This window comes from Microbulbifer sp. YPW1 (genome assembly GCF_013367775.1).
Taxonomy (GTDB): Bacteria; Pseudomonadota; Gammaproteobacteria; order Pseudomonadales; family Cellvibrionaceae; genus Microbulbifer.
On the sequence record NZ_CP055157.1, the window covers coordinates 404,955 to 423,891 of the forward strand.

Consider the following 18,937-nt stretch of genomic DNA (forward strand, 5'->3'; position numbering starts at 1 on the left):
ACTCTTACTTTTGTGCACCCGCAGCAGCTTGCGCAGGCTTGGGGATGCCCTGCTGGTACAGGGCTATCGCTTCTTGGACGGTATCGAATATCTGCAGGCCGGAGGGGCCGAGATAAATCCCCACGTCACAGTTTTTCTTCAAAATCGGCATACTGTGGGCAACGATGATGAAATTAGCCGTTTTGCGCTTTTCCGCAATCACCTGCTCGCACTTGTGCTTGAAGTGCGCATCCCCCACCGACATCACCTCATCCACCAGGTAATAGTCGAAATCCACTGCAATGCTCAGGCCAAATGCAAGGCGCGAGCGCATGCCGGAGGAATAGGATTTTACCGGTGCATCAAAGTAGTCCCCGATTTCGGCGAACTCCTGCACCCGGCCCATCACCTTACGCTTTGCGCCTCCCCAGATACCGTGGATACCGCAGATAAATGCCGCGTTTTCACGCCCGGTCATACTGCCCTGAAAGCCACCGGACAACCCCATAGGCCAGGAGATACGCTGGTCGGTAATCACCCGTCCTGAGTCTGGATAATCAATCCCCCCCATAATCCGCAGCAGCGTGGATTTACCGGCACCATTACGCCCTAAAATGCCGATATTTTTCCCCTCGGGAAAGACCGCATTGACATTCCGAAACAGCACCTTGCGGCCCGCCGGTGTTTTGAAGGACTTGGTAAGGTTGCGCAATTCAATCATTGGCTGCGCACCAGATCGCGCCACTGGCTACGATAAACCAAAAGACCAAATGCGAGCATGACCAATGAACTGGTGGCCAGGTAGGGCAAATCGGCGAACATGCCGTGATAGCTCGCAAAAAGCCCCTCACGGGTCAACTCGATCATATGCAGCAAGGGGTTCCAGGAGAGGTAGCCGTGGTATTCCTCTGGCACCTGCTCCAGGGAGAAAAACACTCCGGAGATGAAGTACAGCGGGCGCACGATCATCGGTGCGAACTTGGCGACCTCAGGAAATTTTGCCCCCACCACACACATGGTGAGGCTGACCCCCAAGCAGAAGCAGAAAAACAGCAGGTTGATACCGACCAGCAGCAGGAAATCGTTGAAGCGGGCGGTAACACCGAACCAGGCGAGAATGACCAGTAGCGCTACCAGACTGAACAGATAAATGGCGAATTCCAGCAGCACCCGAGTGAGCACCGCATCAAAGGGACGCAACTGACGATAATTGAACAGCCCACGATTGGACTCGACCGCGGCAACGCCCTTACTGAAGGAGTTACCGAAAAAGATAAACGGAGCAATTCCGGCCAGCATAAAAAGCATGGTAGGGATGCCCGGATAGAACTCACGCCCCATGAAGCTGAAGATGGCCGCCAGCAGCATAATGTGCATGGCTGGCTCAAGCAGAACCCAAGCGTAACCGAGACGCCACTTGCCAAAGCGGGTCTTCATCTCGCGGATCAGGAGCGCGCGGATCACATCGCGCTGAATCTGCCAGGGGTTACGTTGAACTAAAGGGTGCATGTACTTCTTTTTCTTTTTATGGACACCCATGCAACAAAAAGCCGCAGAGCCCCCCAAAGATCTAAAATTTTTTGCTTTTTGAGAAATCCATCTCAATTTTTAGCCGGTTTCACATAAAAAATGTGACGCAGATCCGTGCGAAGGCGTGCGAAATTCTACCCGAGTTGAGCGGGAGAATCATCTGTAATTCAATTACAGGTGATTACAGATCTGACTGGTTCGGCGCTCTGCGTCGCCAGCGGCTCCGTGAGCCGGGGTATTCCCTCGCTCCCGGGCAGCACCGCCAAATCAAAAAAGGCCGCATCCTTTCGGATGCTAGTGCGGCGGCCCCACTGGACCCCGGTGCGGAACTCTTGTTCATCTGCGCGGGATGATTCGCGGGCTTTGCCCGCTCACCCCTGCGGGGTCGCCTTCGGCGCTCTGCGTCGCCTGTGGCTCCTTGTGAACCGGGGCTTTGCCTCGCGCCCGGGCAGCACTGCCAAATCAAAAAAGGCCGCATCCTTTCGGATGCTAGTGCGGCGGCCCCACTGGACCCCGGTGCGGAACTCTTGTTTATGTGCGCGGGATGATTCGCGGGCGTTGCCCGCTCACCCCTGCGGGGTCGCCTTCGGCGCTCTGCGTCGCCTGTGGCTCCTTGTGAACCGAGGCTTTGCCTCGCGCCCAGGCAGCACTGCCAAATCAAAAAAGGCCGCATCCTTTCGGATGCGGCCTTTTTTGATTTGGTGGAGCTAAGCGGGATCGAACCGCTGACCTCAACACTGCCAGTGTTGCGCTCTCCCAGCTGAGCTATAGCCCCAAAGTTGCTTTCTTGTTTCGGGTTTCCCCTGAAAGCGAGGCGCATTTTAACAGCGGCCCCTCGCGTGTCAACCAGAAAAAACAACTTTTTAATCAAATAGTTAGAGCATTGACAGGGAGTCTGCCCTGCAGCCCTATAGTGGATGCGAGGTCAGCCGCTGGCCTCACACCCAATTTGGCACCCACCTCAGGCCACAACCTCGATACGGGGCTTCTGTTCGGTCAGGAATTCCTGCAGGCCGGCGCCGATATCCGGGTGGTGCAGGCCATACTCGAACTGGGCTTTCATATAACCGAGCTTGTTACCGCAGTCGTGGCTATGGCCGACAATGCGGTAGGCGTCTACGGCCTGAATTTTGAGCAGTTCATCGATGGCATCGGTGAGCTGGATTTCGCCGCCGGCACCCGGGGCTGTTTTTTCCAGCAGGGTCCAGATTTCCGCGGGCAGCACGTACCGCCCCACCACTGCCATGTTAGAGGGAGCTGCGTCCACTTCCGGCTTTTCGACCATACCGTCTATTTTGGCCACGCCGCCAACTTTGAGATCGGCGCCCAGGCAGTCCACCACACCGTATTTGCTGACCTCAGCCCAGTCCACGGATTCCACCATAATCTGGCCAGCCTGGGTCTGCTCAAAGTTGCGCACCATCGCAGCGAGGTTGGCAGCGGTGAGGTCGGAGGCGTACTGGTCAACCAGCACATCCGGCAGCAGCACGGCGAAAGGATTCTCCCCTACCACTGGGCGCGCACAGGCGATGGCGTGACCGAGGCCCTTGGCCTCTGCCTGGCGAACGGAGATTACGGTGACGTCCTTCGGGACGATAGAACGGACTTCGTCCAGCAGCTGACGCTTGAGGCGATTTTCCAGCTGGGCTTCGAGCTCGAAGGAGGTATCGAAGTGGTTTTCGATCGCGTTTTTACTGGCGTGGGTGACCAGTACGATCTCTTTGATGCCGGCAGCCACAGCTTCGCTGACCACATATTGGATCAGGGGTTTGTCGACGATAGGCAGCATCTCTTTAGGGATGGCCTTGGTGGCCGGTAGCATGCGTGTCCCCAGACCCGCTACAGGAATAACAGCTTTCTTTACTGTATGCATTTTTCTTCCTTTTTTACTTATCTGAAAATACTTCTCGGTTAGTCCATTAAGCCGCAATTTGGCGGGATTCTACCCTCTAAATGTGACAATCGTCACACAAAAATCCCAAAAAACACGATTCCGTTTCATTTTTGTACAAATCTAACCAAAACGGTTTAACAAGTGTACAGGCAAAAAAAATGCCACTTCGAAAGCGGAGTGGCATTTATTCAAACTGGCTTGAGCTCGGACCGCTCTCTCGCGGTCAAGTTCCAGCACCACCGCAATTTGCACTGGTGTGGTGCGGATATTGGATAGGCTTACGCCAACCCTGCGTATTCTTTGTCCCAGCGCTTCAGCACCTTCTTACCGGCACCACCGAGTACCTCGATGGCCTGGCGCAGGCGGGCGCGACTGAGGTCGGGACCAAGGAGCTCCATAGCATCCATGACCGAGAAGGATGCGGTGGTTCCGCTAATGGCGACGAACAGGGGCGCGTTGAAGTCCTTGAGCTTGACCTCCATCTGGGTGGAGAGCTCTTTCATCGCCGCGAAGATGCTGTCTTTGCTCCAGCTGCGCAGGGCTTCCAGGCGCCACAGGGCAAATTGCAGCAGCTTCTTCTGTTCGTCCAGCTCCATCTTGTTGCCGGCGAAGCTGTCTTCGGTGAGCGGCAGTTTGCCGGCGGCGAGGAAGCTCACTAGCGGGGCGAAGTCGCCAAAGGTTTCCATGCGGCCCTTGGCGTGGGGCAGTACCTTGAGCAGGTTCTCGCGGTTCAGCAGCCACTGCTGCAGGCGGTCGGCCAGCTGGGCGTCCTCCAGCTCGCGAATCCACAGGCCGTTCAGCCAGCTGAGCTTCTCCACATCGAACACCGGGCCACCGAGGGACACGCGCTGGATGTCGAAGTGCTTGAGCATCTCATCCAGGGTGAACTTCTCGCTCTCATCGGGCATGGACCAGCCCATACGACCGAGGTAGTTCAGCAGTGCCTCGGGCATAAAGCCGGCGCGCTGGTAATAGAGGATGGATGTGGGGTTCTTGCGCTTGGACAGTTTGGTCTTGTCCGGGTTGCGCAGCAGCGGCAGGTGACACAGCACCGGCATTTCCCAACCGAAGTATTCGTACAGCAGCTTGTGCTTGGGTGCGGAGTTGATCCACTCCTCACCGCGCAGTACGTGGGTGATCTCCATCAGGTGGTCGTCGACCACATTGGCGAGGTGGTAAGTGGGCATGCCATCGGACTTGAGCAGGATCTGGGCGTCCACCTGGGCCCAGTCGATCTCGATGGTGCCGCGCAGCAGGTCTTCCACCACACAGGTGCCGCTCTCAGGCACGTTCATGCGCACCACGTAGGGCTCACCTGCAGCCTTGCGCTTTTCCACCTCTTCCGCCGGCAGGGCCAGGTCGCTGGGCTTCAGGGTTACGCGGCCGGCTTCCTGAAGCTGGGCGCGCAAGTGATCCAATTCTTCCGCCGTGCGGTAACAATGGAAAGCGTGGCCTTTGGCGACCAACTCGTCACAGTACTTTTTATAGATGTCACCGCGTTCGCTCTGGCGGTAAGGGCCGTGGGGGCCGCCCACATCCGGGCCTTCCTGCCAGTCGAGTCCCAACCAGCGCAGGCTATCGAGAATGGCCTGCTCGGATTCCGGGGTACTGCGCGCCTGGTCTGTATCTTCGATACGCAGCACGAACTGGCCGCCCTGGGCCTGGGCGAAGCACTGGTTGAACAGCGCGATATAGGCAGTACCTACGTGGGGATCACCGGTGGGGGATGGAGCAATACGGGTTCTTACGGTCATAAGTCGCCTGATTGGGTTGAGTTGGCAGGTTTCGAGGCGCGGCATTATATCGCCGCGACCGGGGGGCGCCCAGTGGCTGATGCGGATGGCGCGGAAACCTGTATTTCCAGCCCTATCGGACTATCAAGCATAGAAATTATATATTTTCAAAAAAATCCGTGACTCGAGTCACAGATTGAGTATTATCGCCGCATTGTCGTGATAACTGGAGAAAAAACCGCCAGTTTGCTGTAAACGACGCCACCAGTGTGCTCAAAGAATGCACACGGATAACGACAACACATCAGGATTAAGGGAAATAATTATGAAACTTGCAGCTCGCAAAGCCTGTGGAGCGATGATTTTCGGCTTGATCAGCTCAGCGTCTATCGCAGAGTTCAATCCAACAGATCCAGGGCTCACCTCCTCTGAAGGCAATCTCAAAATTACTCTCAACGTTGCTCAGGGCATTCAAATTCAGGGCCTCACCGATATCGCATTGGATCTAAATGGCATCGCCGCTGGCAACGATCTGATTGGCCGGGATACCTTTTGTGTAGGCGCGATAGGTTTTAGCAACTACAAAATCCAGTTTGACAGCGCGACAGCTCCTACTGATGGATATTTGCTCGACGGCGTAGGCGAAACACTCGCATATAACGTCGCGTTTTCCGCAAACACAGCCAACACTGCGACCGGTGTTCAAACCAATTCTGACGGTACCATGACGTCGACTTACACCCCCAATACCGGATATTCCTGTGCTGATTCAGAGCACAATGCTCAGGTCATTGTTACAGTTCCGGCAGCTGTTTGGGAAACTGCCAGTGAACTTTCATACAGCGATACGCTAACCATTACCGTTTCTGGCGAATAAGACGTGAGAAAGGCGCCGAAGTAACCCCCGGCGCCTTCGTGTCATGCAATGAAACGCTATTTCGCGGTATGTGTTTCTTCACTACTGCTCGGAGCCCAAAGCGACGGGGCACTCAGTGCCGCCGCTGCGGCGTTTACGCTTGAAACAACGGCCCCAGCAGGTTTTGAAGATCTCACTGAACCAGAAAACCTGGTCGTAGACCTCTATTTTGGTGGCCGCCCTGCTGGCAGCGCTCAGGTTAGCGTAGATTTGCAAACGATTACGTTTGTAAATCCACAGGCTGTGCTCGACCTGCTGCCGCAATCCCTGCAACCTGAACTTGTTTTATCCGCGTTGCGCGAGGTTCAGCCACGCAACTCACACAAGGTCTGCCGCCTCAAAAGCCAGCAGAACTGCGGCTATCTGATGCCAGAGACCCTGGCGGTCATCTATGATGACAGTCGCTTCCGTCTGGATATTTTTATCGCCCCGGAACTCCTCCCCAAACAGGCCGCAATCGATGCGCCCTATCTGCCGGACGCCACCAGCGATTTCTCTTTTATCCAGAACCTGACCGGTGCCTGGTCGGGAGTAGAAACGAACCTGGGCCAAGCGACCCGCAGCGCATCTTTATTTGGCAGTTCGATTCTGAGTTTTGGCGAGAGCGGTCTCCACAGCCGGTGGTCGGCCACCGATGAGGGCAATCCGTTTGTGCACGAGCTGCACTGGACGCGAGATTACCAGGGCGAGGCCTACTCTCTCGGGCTGATACAGCCGGAAAGCTACTTCAGCAGTTTCATTCCCTCCCCCTATCTCTACGGTGTGCACTACCGCAGCTCCAATAACAGCCGCGCGGATAATTTTTACCGGGAGGGTACTCCGCTTGAAGTGAACATGCCCACCCGTGGGCGGGTGGAAATTCATCGCGAAGGGCGGCTGATTTACAGCACCATGATCGAGGCTGGCAACCAGCTACTGGATACGAGTAATCTGCCCGGCGGCGCCTATGAAGTAGAGGTGCTGACCTTCGATGAGGGCGGTCGCCCGCTGGGCAGATATACCCAGTTTTTTGCCAAGGATGCCCTGCTCCCCCCGGCCGGGGAATGGAGCTGGGAGTTACTCGCTGGCAAACCGGCGCGAAGTACAGAACTCGATACGCTTCCCGAGCAGGTGGACGCCTATTACCTGAAAGGCAGCCTGGCGAGACGGATATCCGACAATGCGGGGGTATTCTCCACCCTGGCATCTTCCGACTCCCAGCAGGCACTGGAACTCGGCACGCGCTGGATACAGGAGTATTTCGAGTTTTCGCCCAGTGTGATTTATGCAAATGACGGAAGCCGCGGCTACCGTTTACTTGCGCAACTACATACGCCCTACTTCGACCTGGGCGCGGGTGAAACCCGTATTACCGACACCCCGGACATTACCGGCGACTCGCAAGCCTATAGCATTCTCAGCCGGGAGACCTTCAACCGAAACCTGACACTCAGTAGCGCGGTGTTTGGTGGTCGCGCGTCGATTCGTCACAGCGAGAGCGACCGTTCCCGGATACTGGATTCAGCCGACATCATTCTGGATGACAACCTTGGCAGGGCAGAAAAGCTGACGACTTTTGAATTCCAGCGCAATCTGTTGCGGACACGTTCGTGGTATGGCGATTTCAGCTTCTCTCACAGTATTGCGGATGGGGAACAACAATTGACGGCGGTGAGCTTCCAGTTCCGTCATCGCGGCGACAACTGGAGCACCGGCAGCACTTTGCGCTACGACCGTGACAGCACCGGCAATGGCTTTGCCCGTGCAGGCATGAGCAGCAGCTGGAATGACCGCGACCTCTGGGCCCTGGATGCCTCCCAGCAGTTTTCCGCCGAAGCTTCCGAAGACAGTATGTACCTGGGCAGCCAGACCCGTATTGCCGGCCGCCGCGGCTATGGGACCTCGACCCTCAGTTATCGCAATAACCGCGACTCCGGTTTGCGCACCACCAATTACCTGGGCAGTTTCAGCACGTCGCTGATGACCTCCGGGGATGCCTTCTCCTGGGGCGGTGAGCGCACGCTGAACAGTGCGGTGATTGTGGATATCGCCGGATCAGAAAATGAGGACTTTGAGATTCTGGTAGACGGCGCCCGCCGGGGTTATGCCAAGGGTGGCACACAAACCGTGGTCAGCTTGCCGGCGTTCCGCACCTACGATCTGTCTTTGCGTCCGCTGGCCGATGGGTTTCACGACTACCGGGAATCTCACGAAACCATTACCTTGTACCCGGGCAACGTAGCCACCACGGATTACGCAGTCCAGACTGTCATCCTAGTGCTCGGGCGCTTGATGAATGGTGATCGCCCCATGAGTAACAGCAAGATTTCTATCGGCGAGTACGCTGCGGTAACCGACGAGTTCGGTGTATTCCAGATTGAGATTCACGGTAAACCCCAGTTTCTCAGGGTGCCCCCGGTACAGTGGGGCAAGTGCGAGGTAGCAATTCCGGAGCAGACCGCTGCAGAGGACTGGATCAATATTGGTATCGTGGATCTGGCAACCGCCCGGTGCCCCGACCAGCAAACGAAAGGAGCATCTTATGCGGCAAAATAGTGCCCGCCACCTTGTCTTGCTCCTCGCCTTGCTGGTGTTGAAAACGGCACCCGTACAGGCACAGTCCAGTAATCAGGATCCCTGCGGCGATGGCTCCGGCATTATGCCGTTGCCCGATAAGGCGCTGGGCGTATGCGGGCTTGACGACACCGACCATGTGCTGGAATTCGAGGGAGACCTGACCATCCCGTTCAGCATCCGCAGCTGTTGGGCAGATTGGGAGGGTAACGAGTGGTCTACGGCCTACTGCGCTCAATCCCGCGACTACACCATTGAGGTTACCGGTCCCACCCTGAATCAGGAGTTTGCCCTGAGTGGCCCCGGTGGGGATATTCCGGTTGCATTGACGTTTCACCACCCCTCGGTAACTTCCACAGCGATCGTGCCCGGCCAGGTTACCGGCACTCGCTTTCGCGGTGCCGCCAATGGTCAGCAGACGCCGGTCAGCTTTTCCATTACGCCAAGCACAGCCACGGCACCGACTCCGGGCATTTATCGGGGGACGCTGCAATTCTATCTGTACCAGTGCAATCCCTGGGGAAGCCCGGACGATCCGTATAACCCGATTCTCTGTAAAGACTCCACCGCATCCGATAACAGAACAGAACTGTCACCGCCGTTGTCGGTAGATATAGCCTTGCTGGTAGGCGCCGGAATCAGGATCAGCGGCCTTGAAGATATGGTGTTGCAGATGCCGGCCCCGGGGAATGACATTACTGCCGAGCAGTATTTTTGCGTTTATACGACGGCCTCCACCAAGTTTACCCTCAGAGCAGATAGCCAGAACGGCAGTGGGCAATTTTTACTGGGCGGTGCCTCCACCACGGACACCATTGCCTATGAACTGCTGGTGCAGAGTGAAAAACCACCGAAAAGGAAGACAAAGCTCGTGGAGGGGGTGTTTACACAAAAAGGCTGGGAGGGCCATTCTTCCGTGGACTGTACCGGGTACAGTGACGAAAACATGCTGCTGAATCTGACGATACCCGCGGCCAACCTCGCCAACCCGCAGGACTACCAGTACACGGACACTTTGACCCTGACGGTTGAAATGCAATAGTTGTGGATAAAGAGCTCGCCCCCCCCTAAACCCACGAACTGATTCAGAGTGTCTTAGAGCGAAAGCTTGAGCCTTTCCGACTCGCGACCATTTCTGGCAAGCAGTTCGAGATAGCCACCAGCCGTAAAATCTCCCTCTACAGACAGTTTTGCTCCACTGTAAATCCTACCCGCCTGCTCTACCGGTGCGCACTGTGTCGGGGACTTGCAGTACTGGATGTCGCTGACCTCTACGTTGACATTACCGCTATTGGCAATCACCAACTTGTCGCCGGCACTATGCTCAAGGGACAACTTGTACTGCCCGGAATCCGGCTGGATGAAAATAAGGGCCTGGTAGGCAACCAGAATTTTTAACGCCGTCCTGTCGGTTTTGATATCTCCCACAACCGGTTTGAACGTTACCCGGTAGACCTTTTCCTTATCCAGCCCCTGCTCGAGGGACATCAGGCGAAAGCGCTTTTGTTCGCCCGCGGGAATCACGGCTTTTGAGGGGCTGACGAGTAATTTGAAGTCTTTCGGGTCAATCACGCGCACGCGCTTTTCGTCGGGCTGGCCGGGATTATCTACCCGATAGATCTCTGTCTGCAGGTACAGGGTTTCATTGTCAGGGTTGGTAACCACGATATCTTCTCGTGAGTTCGGCTTGTCCTCCAGGTAGAGAATAATTTTATCCAGGGACATGGCTGCCCAAACCGGCTGAGCCAGAAATAGAAGGGTTGCCGCAATAAGATGTTTCATGGCCGATTCACAGTTTTCAAATGGTCTGGCGCCATTTTAAGTGCTTGCGGGGGATTAACAACCGCTGTTATCGGATCGGGAATTTCTATGCAATTCCCGCTACTCGGCGCTAATCAACAGATATCCCAGGTCACTTTTTCCCGGCGGATCGGTATCCAGAGAGATACAGTCACGTACCAGCGGATTACCTGTGAGACTGGCCAAGCGGGTGCGCGTATTTGCAGAGCGCCCTGTTTCGGAACCCGTCCAGCCAACCTGGAGAAAACTGGCGGGAATATGCGAGAGACACAGAGCACGCACACCGCTCGGGTCTGTTCTGACCTGCGCCCGGGGAGGAATGGTCAGGGTTATCTGGATGGACGCACTCGCGGTTTTTTGCGCAGTGAAATCCGCCGCAACCTCATCCGCGAGGGCAAAAGGTACACTGGAGGGCGATAGAACCAGTAACGCGGTAGCAATGCCAAACAGCCACCTCACTGGCATAGCGGGAACCCGGGCCACGCTGTAAACCTCATATTCGGCACACGTAATCCACTCAGCATAGAGCGCTGCACTCAATACCGGGGGCTGTCACCTCCACACAGGGCAATCCCGAGTAACGATTGACGCCATATGCCGCTTGCAACCCACCCCACACCAACTATTTTTCAATTAGAGATTGTGCAGTATCTCCCCCACCTGAATTCACACAATAAGGCCGCTCCCGGCAGGAACGCACATCGATGTTGATTGCGCATTTAGGCGACAAAATTCACCACCCTGAAAACACCCTGCCCGCGTTTGAGGCCGCGCACGGTCTAGGTGCCTGCGCCATTGCCACAGAGATACAGTTCAGCAAGGAGCAAACACCCTGGTGTTGTGCCGGGGAAGGTATAGAGCTGTGTGGGTCCGGTATCTCGACACCGCTGCATCTGCTGAAAGACAAGGACCTGCAGACTCTGGCCTTGAGCAGTTTCCAGCACCTGGTGGAGTGGGCCAATCGGCACCGGCATCTTGAGTGGTTCGTGGAAATGAGCCCGGAAACGCTGCAGATGCTGAAGCCGGAGCGGGCGATCCGACGTTTGCTGGACGAAATCCCCGGCTCCACCGATCCCTTTGTCATTCTCACCTCCGACCTGCGCAGCCTGCGCCTGGCCCGCAACCTGGGGTTCGATCAGGTCGCGCTGCGGATACCGACCGTGGGCCGCAGCCTGTCCCCGGAGGTGGTCACGCTGGCACCGGATTACCTGCTGATTGATCAGGCAGTGGTGGACTGCCAGGAACTGCCACCGGGTCCCTGGCAATGGGTGGTTCACGAGATCAATACCGCACAGGGCGCCGTGCAATGGCACCACCGGGGTGCACACCATATCCTCACCGGGAACCTGCCACTGCTAATGCGCTCCCAGGAGGCGAGCAATGTCTACGGAATATGATGTTCTGGTAGTCGGCGCGGGTATCCAGGGCGCGGGGGTGGCGGAAGCCCTCACCGCGGCCGGCCATCGCGTCGCCATACTGGAACAGGAATCCGTGGCGTATGGCACGTCCTCTCGCTCCTCCAAGTTGATCCACGGCGGGCTGCGCTACCTGGAGAGCGGGCAATTCTCACTGGTTTACGAGTGCCTGAAGGAGCGCCGCTGGTTGCTGGCCAACAAGCCAGACCTGGTGCATATGGTGCCCTTCCTGATTCCGGTCTACCGGCACAGCCGGCGCCCCACCTGGAAGGTCCGCCTGGGCCTCAGTATTTATGCGCTGCTGGCAGGACTATTTTCCTCACAGGCACGCTTCCGCTCCGTGAGCCTGCAGGATTACGAGGCCCTCTGCGGGCTGAACAATGACGACCTGCTGGCGGTTTATCGCTATTACGACGCCCAGACCGACGATGCGGCGCTCACCCGCGAGGTTATCCAGGCCGCGGTGCGCGGCGGCGCCGAGTTGATCTGTCCCGGTAGCCTCGTAGGCGCCGAGGTGACCGACAAGTTCGTGCGCGTGGATTACTTTCACAAGGGCCAGCTCAATACCCTGCACTGCCGCGCGCTGGTGAACTGTACCGGCCCGTGGATTGAAGAAACCAACAGCAAGTGCGCCCCCAGTGCCAAGCTACCACCGCTGGAACTGGTGGCCGGCACCCATATTCAGGTACCGCTGAAGCTGGCCAACAAGATTTTTTACGTGGAAGCGGAAGATGGGCGCGCGGTCTTTGTGATGCCGTGGCAGGGCGAAACCCTGGTCGGCACCACCGAGCGCCCGTATCACGGCGACCCTTCGGAAGTGGCGCCGACACTGGAGGAAAAGGCCTACCTGCTGCGCACCCTGAAACAGTATTTCCCGGAGACCCGGCCGCTGCAGCTCAACGAGCTGAGCGACAGCTTTGCCGGCCTGCGGGTACTGCCCCTCGCCAGCAGTAATCCCTTCTCCCGCAGCCGCGAGACCATGATCTGTACCGACAACGACAAGCACCCGCGCATTGTCGCCGTTGCCGGGGGCAAGCTCACCAGCTACCGGGCAACCGCCCGCAGCGTGGTGAAAAAACTGCGCCCCATGCTGGCGGCAGAACAGGACTGGGCGACTTCGGCGACTCCCCGGAAGAGCGACACCCCTGTGGATGCCAAAGAACGCAATCTCTGAGACTCAATCTGACAGCGGCAAGCCACAGCCACGCGGCGTTCTCTTGTTATACTGCGCGCTGATTTACCGTCTGATCGCTGTTTATGCCCCACTCTGCCCAAAACCCCACACCCGATAATCCGGCGCACTACCGCCCCGCCACTTCCGGCACCGCGACGGCCGTCTCCCATCGCTTTTGCACCGCCCCCCTGATGGACTGGAGTGACCGTCACTGCCGTTATTTCTGGCGGCAGTTCAGCAAGCACGCACTGCTGTATACGGAAATGGTTACTACCGGCGCCATCCTGTTTGGCGACAAGGAGAGCCACCTGGACTTCAATGTGGAAGAGCAACCAGTGGCTCTGCAGTTGGGCGGCAGTGATCCAGAGGATCTGGCACGCTGTGCGGAAATTGCCGAGCAGTGGGGTTATAGCGAGATCAACCTGAATTGCGGCTGCCCCAGTGACCGGGTGAAAAAGGGCCGCTTCGGCGCCTGCCTGATGGCCGAGCCGGACCTGGTAGCAGAGTGCCTGGGCGCGATGAAAAGTGCAGTTTCGATACCGGTGACGGTGAAACACCGCATCGGTATCGACGATATGGAAGACTACCCAGGCCTCACAAGGTTTGTGGAAGCCCAAGCCGAGGCCGGCATCACCACGTTTATCGTGCACGCGCGCAAGGCCTGGCTGAATGGCCTGAGCCCGAAAGAGAATCGCGAAGTACCGCCCCTCAAATACGACATGGTGTACCAGTTGAAGCGGGACTTCCCGCAATTGGAAATTGTCCTTAACGGGGGGATCAACACCATCGAGGACTGTCGCGAGCATCTACAGCAACTGGATGGTGTTATGCTCGGGCGAGCGGCCTACCAGACGCCAGGCATACTGGCGGAGGTGGATGCAGCGCTGTTTGGCGGCGAGCCCGGGCCGACGCCGGCGGCGGTCATCGGCAAGATGCTGCCGTATATAGAAAAGGAACTCGCGCGCGGACAGCGCCTCAATCACATTACCCGGCATATGATGGGACTGTTTCAGGGCGTGCCCGGTGCGCGGCGTTTCCGCCGCCACCTGAGTGAGCACGCACACACCGCAGGCGCCGGGCCGGAAGTGCTCGAACAGGCACTGGCACTGGTGACAGATGCCGCCTGACAGCGCGACGGATTGGACTGAATGTTAGAAAGTTAAGGAAGCAGGGAAAATGAATAAACTCGAACAACTCAAACAGCGCAGCCTGGTGGTTGCCGACACCGGCGATATTGAAGCCATCCGCCGCTATCACCCGGAAGACGCCACCACCAACCCTTCCCTGCTGTACAAGGCGGCGCAGCTTCCCCAGTACGAACAGCACCTGAAAGATGCCATCGCATGGGCCGAGCAGAAAGGCGGTGATGTGGTTGCGCTGGCGTCGATGAAGCTTGCAGTCGCCATTGGCCACGAGATTCTGCAGATTGTACCCGGCGTGGTTTCCACCGAGGTGGACGCACGCTTGTCTTTCGACACCGCGGCAAGTATTGAATACGCACGCCAGCTGATCGCCATGTACGAGCAGGCGGGCGTGGCCCGCGACCGCGTGTTGATCAAGCTCGCGTCTACCTGGGAAGGCATCAGCGCCGCCTCGGTCCTCGAGCGCGAGGGTATCCACTGCAACCTGACCCTGCTGTTCAGCCAGTGCCAGGCGGTGGCCTGTGCCGAGGCCGGTGTTACCCTGATCTCACCGTTCGTGGGTCGTATCCTCGACTGGTACAAGGCCAGTACCGGGCGCGACGACTACACTGCCAGTGATGATCCCGGGGTGCTCTCGGTCACCAGCATTTACGAATACTACAAATCCCGCGAATACCCCACCATCGTGATGGGCGCCAGTTTCCGCAATACCGGGGAAATCGAGGCGCTGGCGGGTTGTGACAAGCTCACCATCAGCCCGCAATTGTTGCAGGAACTCCAGGAAGACGAGGGTGACCTCGCCAGCGGTCTGAAAAGCGAGTTTTCCAGTCAGCCGCGCCCCAGCGAGCCGCTGCGGGAAGCCCAGTTCCGCTACCAGCTGAACGACGATGCCATGGCCACGGAAAAACTGGCAGAGGGTATCCGTAATTTTGTTGCCGATCAGCTGAAGCTCGAGGAGCTGCTGCAGAAGGCGCGCTAACCGCGCGCCCTGCACTCTCACCCGAACACGAGACGCCTGCGAAAACTTCCACGAAAAGAGGAAACCCCGACCATGCTGCAGCAGATTCGCAAATTGTTCGATCAGATCGGGCGCGGGGACAGCGTGGAAGTGCGCGAAGAAAAAGACGTGCGCATGATCAGCGCGGCGCTTATGGCAGAAATCGCCACTGCGGACCAGAAGGTGGATGAGCGCGAGCGCGACGCCCTGGTCCGGCTGCTGCGGGAACACTACAAGCTGGACGATGAAACCGCACAGGATCTGGTAACCCGGGCGCTGGCCAACCGCCACGAGGCAACTTCACTGTACGAGTTTACCCAGACGGTAAACGAGAACTTTACCGAGCGGGACAAATACCTGCTGGTGAAGCAGATGTGGGAGGTGGCATTTGCGGATGGGGAAATCGATGCCTTTGAGGAGCACCTGATCCGGCGGGTTGCGGAGCTGATCTATCTGCCTCACGGGCTTTTTACCCGGGCGCGCGCCGAGGCGCGCGACGACAACGCAGGCTGATCGGTAACGCTTGTTAGTGATTGGCCACTGACTTGTGGCCCTGAGCCGCCTGTTCAGTTTCCAGCGCGTGCACCAGATCGCGGAAGGTCTCCGCGTTCTTTTCATTCATGCTCATCAATACGCGGTGCGCTTCCAGTACCATTTCCCGTGCGGTGTGTTCATCCGGCGCGTTGCAATTGAGAGGCTGGGGTTCCGCGTGATAGGCGTCATTGTCGGCGTCGCTGGAAATATCCATCAACTCCTCAAATCCCATGGAGTCCAGCAGGTGGAGCAAACCGCGATCTTCACACAACACCAGTGGCTTACCTCCGTGGCGCTCGGCACAGCGAAAGGCAATCTTGGCCATCAGCCCCAGGGTGGTGCTGTCGACCCCTTGCGTTTCATGCATATCGAACACCACGCCGCGAAATTCGCCGTGGGAAAACATCTCGTCGATAAAGTTATCGAATGACGTACATAGATTGAGGCGTACATCGCCCACCAGTTTCACGACATAAATGCCCTGGTGGTCGCCAACCATAATCTGCCCGGACTGCATAGTAACCTCTAACGCGCCCTGTTCTTGTCCCGAACCAGGGAACGAAATGGATGATTTGCGGCTTGTGGCCGCGGCACAGTTCCTTGTGCAAGCCTGACTCAATCGGCGCCGGACCAGAGATCCGTATCACGCAAAGAGACCCAGAAGTGGGCGGAGCTTACTCCTGCCCACCGGTGCTGACAAGACCAGCGTGAACCGGTTAACACTGGTGACCGTAGAGTCCGGTAAATCCCGAATCCGGATACTAACGATCGCGATCGTCTGCTTGGCCGGTACACATCGCCAGTGTCGGGTACGCTCGGTGAACGGCCCCTGAATGGCGGATCAAGAAATACAGGCTAAAAAGACAGCAAGAATCGGGCCTTATTGGCACCTATTGCTCATCCTGCCTCAGGGTGAGAATGGTAATGTCGTCGGGGAAGGATTCAGCGGTATCCACTTTCAGTGCCGCGCAGAGGGTATCCAGATCGCCGCGGCTGTGGTCGATCTTCTGCAACAGGGCCTCTTCCTTTTGCAGCAGGTTTCCGGGGAGCAATTCCAGCACCCCGTCGGAGCACGCCACCAGCCGCCAGCTGGTGGGCAGGCTGCAGTGGCGCACTTCCCAGTCGCCCTGCTGAAACAGGCCCAATGGACGCCCTTTGCCCGCGAGCCAATGGGCCCCCTCGCGGGTCACCAGCGCCGGCACGGGTACCTGGCCAGCCACGGCGTAGTGCAACTGACGTGCGCGGCTGTCCACCACCCCCACAAACATACTGGCGTGCTTGTCGAGCCGGGTGGCCATCAGCTCACTGTTGATCATTTCCAGGATCTCGATGATGTCCTGATCAATGGTATTCAGCTGGCTGAACAGCGGCCGCTCCCGCAACAGGTGCATGATGCTGTGTTTGATCAACGCAGTGACCAGTGCCGAAGAAACCCCATGACCGGAGACATCCACCAGGTAGAACGCGACGAAGCGCTCTCCAAACAGACCGTAGTCAATAAAGTCGCCGCTCAAGTACAGGGAGGGCAACAGGCGGTAGGCGGCCTTGATCCCTGCCGGATATTCGTAGGGTGTGCGCGGCAACAGGTGCTGCTGCAACTGGCGGCCGGCCTGATGGTCACGCTGGAGCAGCTCGATATGATCGTGCAGCTCGCGATTGCGCTGCTCCAGTTGTTCTCGATACTCGCGATTCTCTGCCGCCAGATCCCGCGCTTCGATCACCCGTTTTACGGCGTGATCGATCACGCTCTCATCGGCGATGGGGGTAAGTAGGTAATCACTGGCGCCAAGTCGCAGCGCCTGTACCACATCGTCGACATCACTGTTGGCGGCCAGCACCACCACTGGGGTATCCGGTGAGAGATGCTTCACCTTGCGCAACACTTCCAGCCCCCCCATATCCGGCAGGTGCAGATCGGTCACCACAAGGCCGTGCTTGTCGGGAGAGAAGCGGCCGATGGCCTCGACGCCGTTTTCTACCAAAGTAACGGTGAATCCGAGTCGCACGAGAGCATTGTGCACTTGTTGACGGGAAGGCTCATCCGCATCGATCAGCAGTAAACCATGCCGCTCGCCGCGCGTGGCACTCACTTGCTCGGAGGTTTTCTGAATAGGGGAGGAAACGTGTGTGGGGCTAGTCATTAGCGAGCCCCGTACGCGGGGAGAGTATCGGCACCCGCAGAGGCGGGCGCCGCTTTGAGAAAACGGGCGTCAGAAGTCGTAGTCATCCAGGTCGCCGCCAAAGTCATCTTCCTGTTCACCATCGTTGATCAGGAACTCGCGCCGCTGCAGGTACGCATCGCGCATCAGTACGTAGCGATCCCCCTGCAGCAGTGACTCGGCCTGCAGCAGGCTGGCGCGAAACTGCACCAGGTCCACGACCTTCAGCGAGTACTCTACTGTGGTGTCGTCTACATAGGTGAGAGGGTTGGTATACCACTCAACCACCACGCCGGGCACGTCCCGTACCGTAGAGGGACCAATGAAGGGCATTACCACATAGGGCCCTGAGGGAGCCCCCCATGCGGCCAGCGTCTGACCAAAGTCCTCGCCATCACTGGGTTCCAGTCCCATATGCTGCGCCACATCGAACAAACCCACAAGTCCCACGGTACTGTTTACCAGGAAGCGACCGGTATCATTGCCCGCCTGGCCCCACTTCCATTGCAGCACATCGTTCAGGATGTTGTTGATCTCGCGCAGATTGGAAAAGAAGTTGGAAACCCCAGTTTGCATGAAAATCGGGGTAATCTGGCGATAGCTGACCGCCGCAGGTTTCAGGAACCAGCGATCTGCCGTGTCGTTAAAGCGGAACATGGCGCGGTTGAAGCCTTCCCAGGGGTCGCGATCTTCGGGCTCTTCAGCGCTGGAGAACTCATCGGCGGGATCAAACCCGTATTCGTCTTCGAGCGCGGAACCAAAGCCGTCTTCAGAACCTGAGCCGTCGCCAGAAGCAAAGTCATCTTCGGCGCCAAAATCATCGGAACCCGCGGTATCGCCAGCACCCTCAGCAGAGGCCGGAGCAGTATCACCGGTGGTTTCGTTGGTATCAGGCGATGTGGTGGTGGCTGCGGGCGCCTCGTTGGGCACCTCCGCAAATGGATCCGACGCGTCCTGAGCCATTGCCAGTGGCGCCGACAGAGTGGCGGCCAGTACCCAGGCAGTTACGTGTGTGCGCTCAAGCAATTCCCTGCTCCTCGCAAAAAAATTTCGTTTGTTCAAACCAGAATCTGTTTATTTCAGTGGGGGCAATATTAACACTGGCCGCTTA

The 18,937-nt window shown here is 57.6% G+C and carries 17 protein-coding genes and 1 tRNA gene; 8 read left to right on the plus strand and 10 right to left on the minus strand.

Annotation, left to right across the window (positions count from 1 at the left end; all coding sequences use genetic code 11):
* Positions 1 to 4: 4 nt before the first annotated feature.
* From HUW35_RS01805 to gltX, 5 genes are all read right to left on the minus strand, one after another.
* Complete coding sequence (locus HUW35_RS01805) at positions 5 to 700, minus strand: ABC transporter ATP-binding protein (RefSeq protein ID WP_181254008.1); 696 nt, start codon at positions 698 to 700, stop codon at positions 5 to 7.
* Positions 697 to 1,488, minus strand: a complete 792-nt coding sequence (locus tag HUW35_RS01810; RefSeq protein WP_181254009.1) for an ABC transporter permease — start codon at positions 1,486 to 1,488, stop codon at positions 697 to 699. Before HUW35_RS01810 ends, HUW35_RS01805 begins: the two co-directional genes overlap by 4 nt.
* Before the next feature lie 720 nt (positions 1,489 to 2,208).
* Positions 2,209 to 2,284 (minus strand) — tRNA-Ala (locus HUW35_RS01815).
* A gap of 186 nt (positions 2,285 to 2,470) precedes the next feature.
* A complete protein-coding gene (galU, locus tag HUW35_RS01820; RefSeq protein WP_181254010.1) occupies positions 2,471 to 3,382 on the minus strand; it encodes a UTP--glucose-1-phosphate uridylyltransferase GalU in 912 nt (303 codons plus the stop codon).
* A 299-nt stretch (positions 3,383 to 3,681) separates the two neighbouring features.
* Positions 3,682 to 5,157, minus strand: coding sequence for a glutamate--tRNA ligase (gene gltX, locus HUW35_RS01825; RefSeq protein ID WP_181254011.1), 1,476 nt, complete (start codon positions 5,155 to 5,157; stop codon positions 3,682 to 3,684).
* A gap of 304 nt (positions 5,158 to 5,461) precedes the next feature.
* Here gltX and HUW35_RS01830 point away from each other — a divergent pair, with 304 nt between their 5' ends.
* Genes HUW35_RS01830 through HUW35_RS01840 form a run of 3 tightly spaced genes read left to right on the plus strand, consistent with a single transcriptional unit; the run spans position 5,462 to position 9,647 of the window.
* Positions 5,462 to 6,013, plus strand: coding sequence for a hypothetical protein (locus tag HUW35_RS01830; protein ID WP_181254012.1), 552 nt, complete (start codon positions 5,462 to 5,464; stop codon positions 6,011 to 6,013).
* 48 nt (positions 6,014 to 6,061) lie between these two features.
* A complete protein-coding gene (locus HUW35_RS01835; protein WP_255463417.1) occupies positions 6,062 to 8,587 on the plus strand; it encodes a TcfC E-set like domain-containing protein in 2,526 nt (841 codons plus the stop codon).
* A complete protein-coding gene (locus HUW35_RS01840) occupies positions 8,574 to 9,647 on the plus strand; it encodes a hypothetical protein (protein WP_181254013.1) in 1,074 nt (357 codons plus the stop codon). The genes HUW35_RS01835 and HUW35_RS01840 overlap by 14 nt, the downstream gene beginning before the upstream one ends.
* Positions 9,648 to 9,700: 53 nt before the next feature.
* Here HUW35_RS01840 and HUW35_RS01845 read toward each other — a convergent pair whose 3' ends face one another.
* The gene (locus tag HUW35_RS01845; RefSeq protein ID WP_181254014.1) at positions 9,701 to 10,387 is read right to left on the minus strand and encodes a molecular chaperone; all 687 of its coding nucleotides are present in this window, start codon (positions 10,385 to 10,387) and stop codon (positions 9,701 to 9,703) included.
* Positions 10,388 to 10,486: 99 nt separating this feature from the next.
* Positions 10,487 to 10,870, minus strand: a complete 384-nt coding sequence (locus HUW35_RS01850; protein ID WP_181254015.1) for a hypothetical protein — start codon at positions 10,868 to 10,870, stop codon at positions 10,487 to 10,489.
* 239 nt (positions 10,871 to 11,109) lie between these two features.
* On the opposite strand from HUW35_RS01850, the gene HUW35_RS01855 reads away from it, so the two are divergent.
* From HUW35_RS01855 to HUW35_RS01875, 5 genes are all read left to right on the plus strand, one after another.
* Complete coding sequence (locus HUW35_RS01855) at positions 11,110 to 11,802, plus strand: glycerophosphodiester phosphodiesterase (protein WP_181254016.1); 693 nt, start codon at positions 11,110 to 11,112, stop codon at positions 11,800 to 11,802.
* On the plus strand, positions 11,786 to 12,994 hold the full coding sequence (locus HUW35_RS01860) for a glycerol-3-phosphate dehydrogenase/oxidase (RefSeq protein WP_181254017.1): 1,209 nt from the start codon (positions 11,786 to 11,788) through the stop codon (positions 12,992 to 12,994). Before HUW35_RS01855 ends, HUW35_RS01860 begins: the two co-directional genes overlap by 17 nt.
* Before the next feature lie 191 nt (positions 12,995 to 13,185).
* Positions 13,186 to 14,121 (plus strand): tRNA dihydrouridine(20/20a) synthase DusA, encoded by a 936-nt coding sequence (gene dusA, locus HUW35_RS01865; protein WP_370464612.1) that lies wholly within the window; start codon positions 13,186 to 13,188, stop codon positions 14,119 to 14,121.
* A 49-nt stretch (positions 14,122 to 14,170) separates the two neighbouring features.
* A complete protein-coding gene (gene tal, locus HUW35_RS01870; RefSeq protein WP_181254019.1) occupies positions 14,171 to 15,115 on the plus strand; it encodes a transaldolase in 945 nt (314 codons plus the stop codon).
* A gap of 72 nt (positions 15,116 to 15,187) precedes the next feature.
* A complete protein-coding gene (locus tag HUW35_RS01875; protein WP_181254020.1) occupies positions 15,188 to 15,646 on the plus strand; it encodes a TerB family tellurite resistance protein in 459 nt (152 codons plus the stop codon).
* A 13-nt stretch (positions 15,647 to 15,659) separates the two neighbouring features.
* Here HUW35_RS01875 and HUW35_RS01880 read toward each other — a convergent pair whose 3' ends face one another.
* The 3 genes from HUW35_RS01880 to HUW35_RS01890 form a co-directional block, all read right to left on the minus strand.
* Positions 15,660 to 16,184 carry an STAS domain-containing protein gene (locus HUW35_RS01880; RefSeq protein ID WP_181254021.1) on the minus strand — a complete coding sequence of 175 codons (525 nt, stop codon included), beginning with the start codon at positions 16,182 to 16,184 and terminating at the stop codon, positions 15,660 to 15,662.
* Positions 16,185 to 16,557: 373 nt separating this feature from the next.
* The gene (locus HUW35_RS01885; RefSeq protein WP_181254022.1) at positions 16,558 to 17,808 is read right to left on the minus strand and encodes a PP2C family protein-serine/threonine phosphatase; all 1,251 of its coding nucleotides are present in this window, start codon (positions 17,806 to 17,808) and stop codon (positions 16,558 to 16,560) included.
* 69 nt (positions 17,809 to 17,877) lie between these two features.
* Positions 17,878 to 18,852 (minus strand): VacJ family lipoprotein, encoded by a 975-nt coding sequence (locus tag HUW35_RS01890; protein ID WP_255463418.1) that lies wholly within the window; start codon positions 18,850 to 18,852, stop codon positions 17,878 to 17,880.
* Positions 18,853 to 18,937 lie beyond the last annotated feature (85 nt).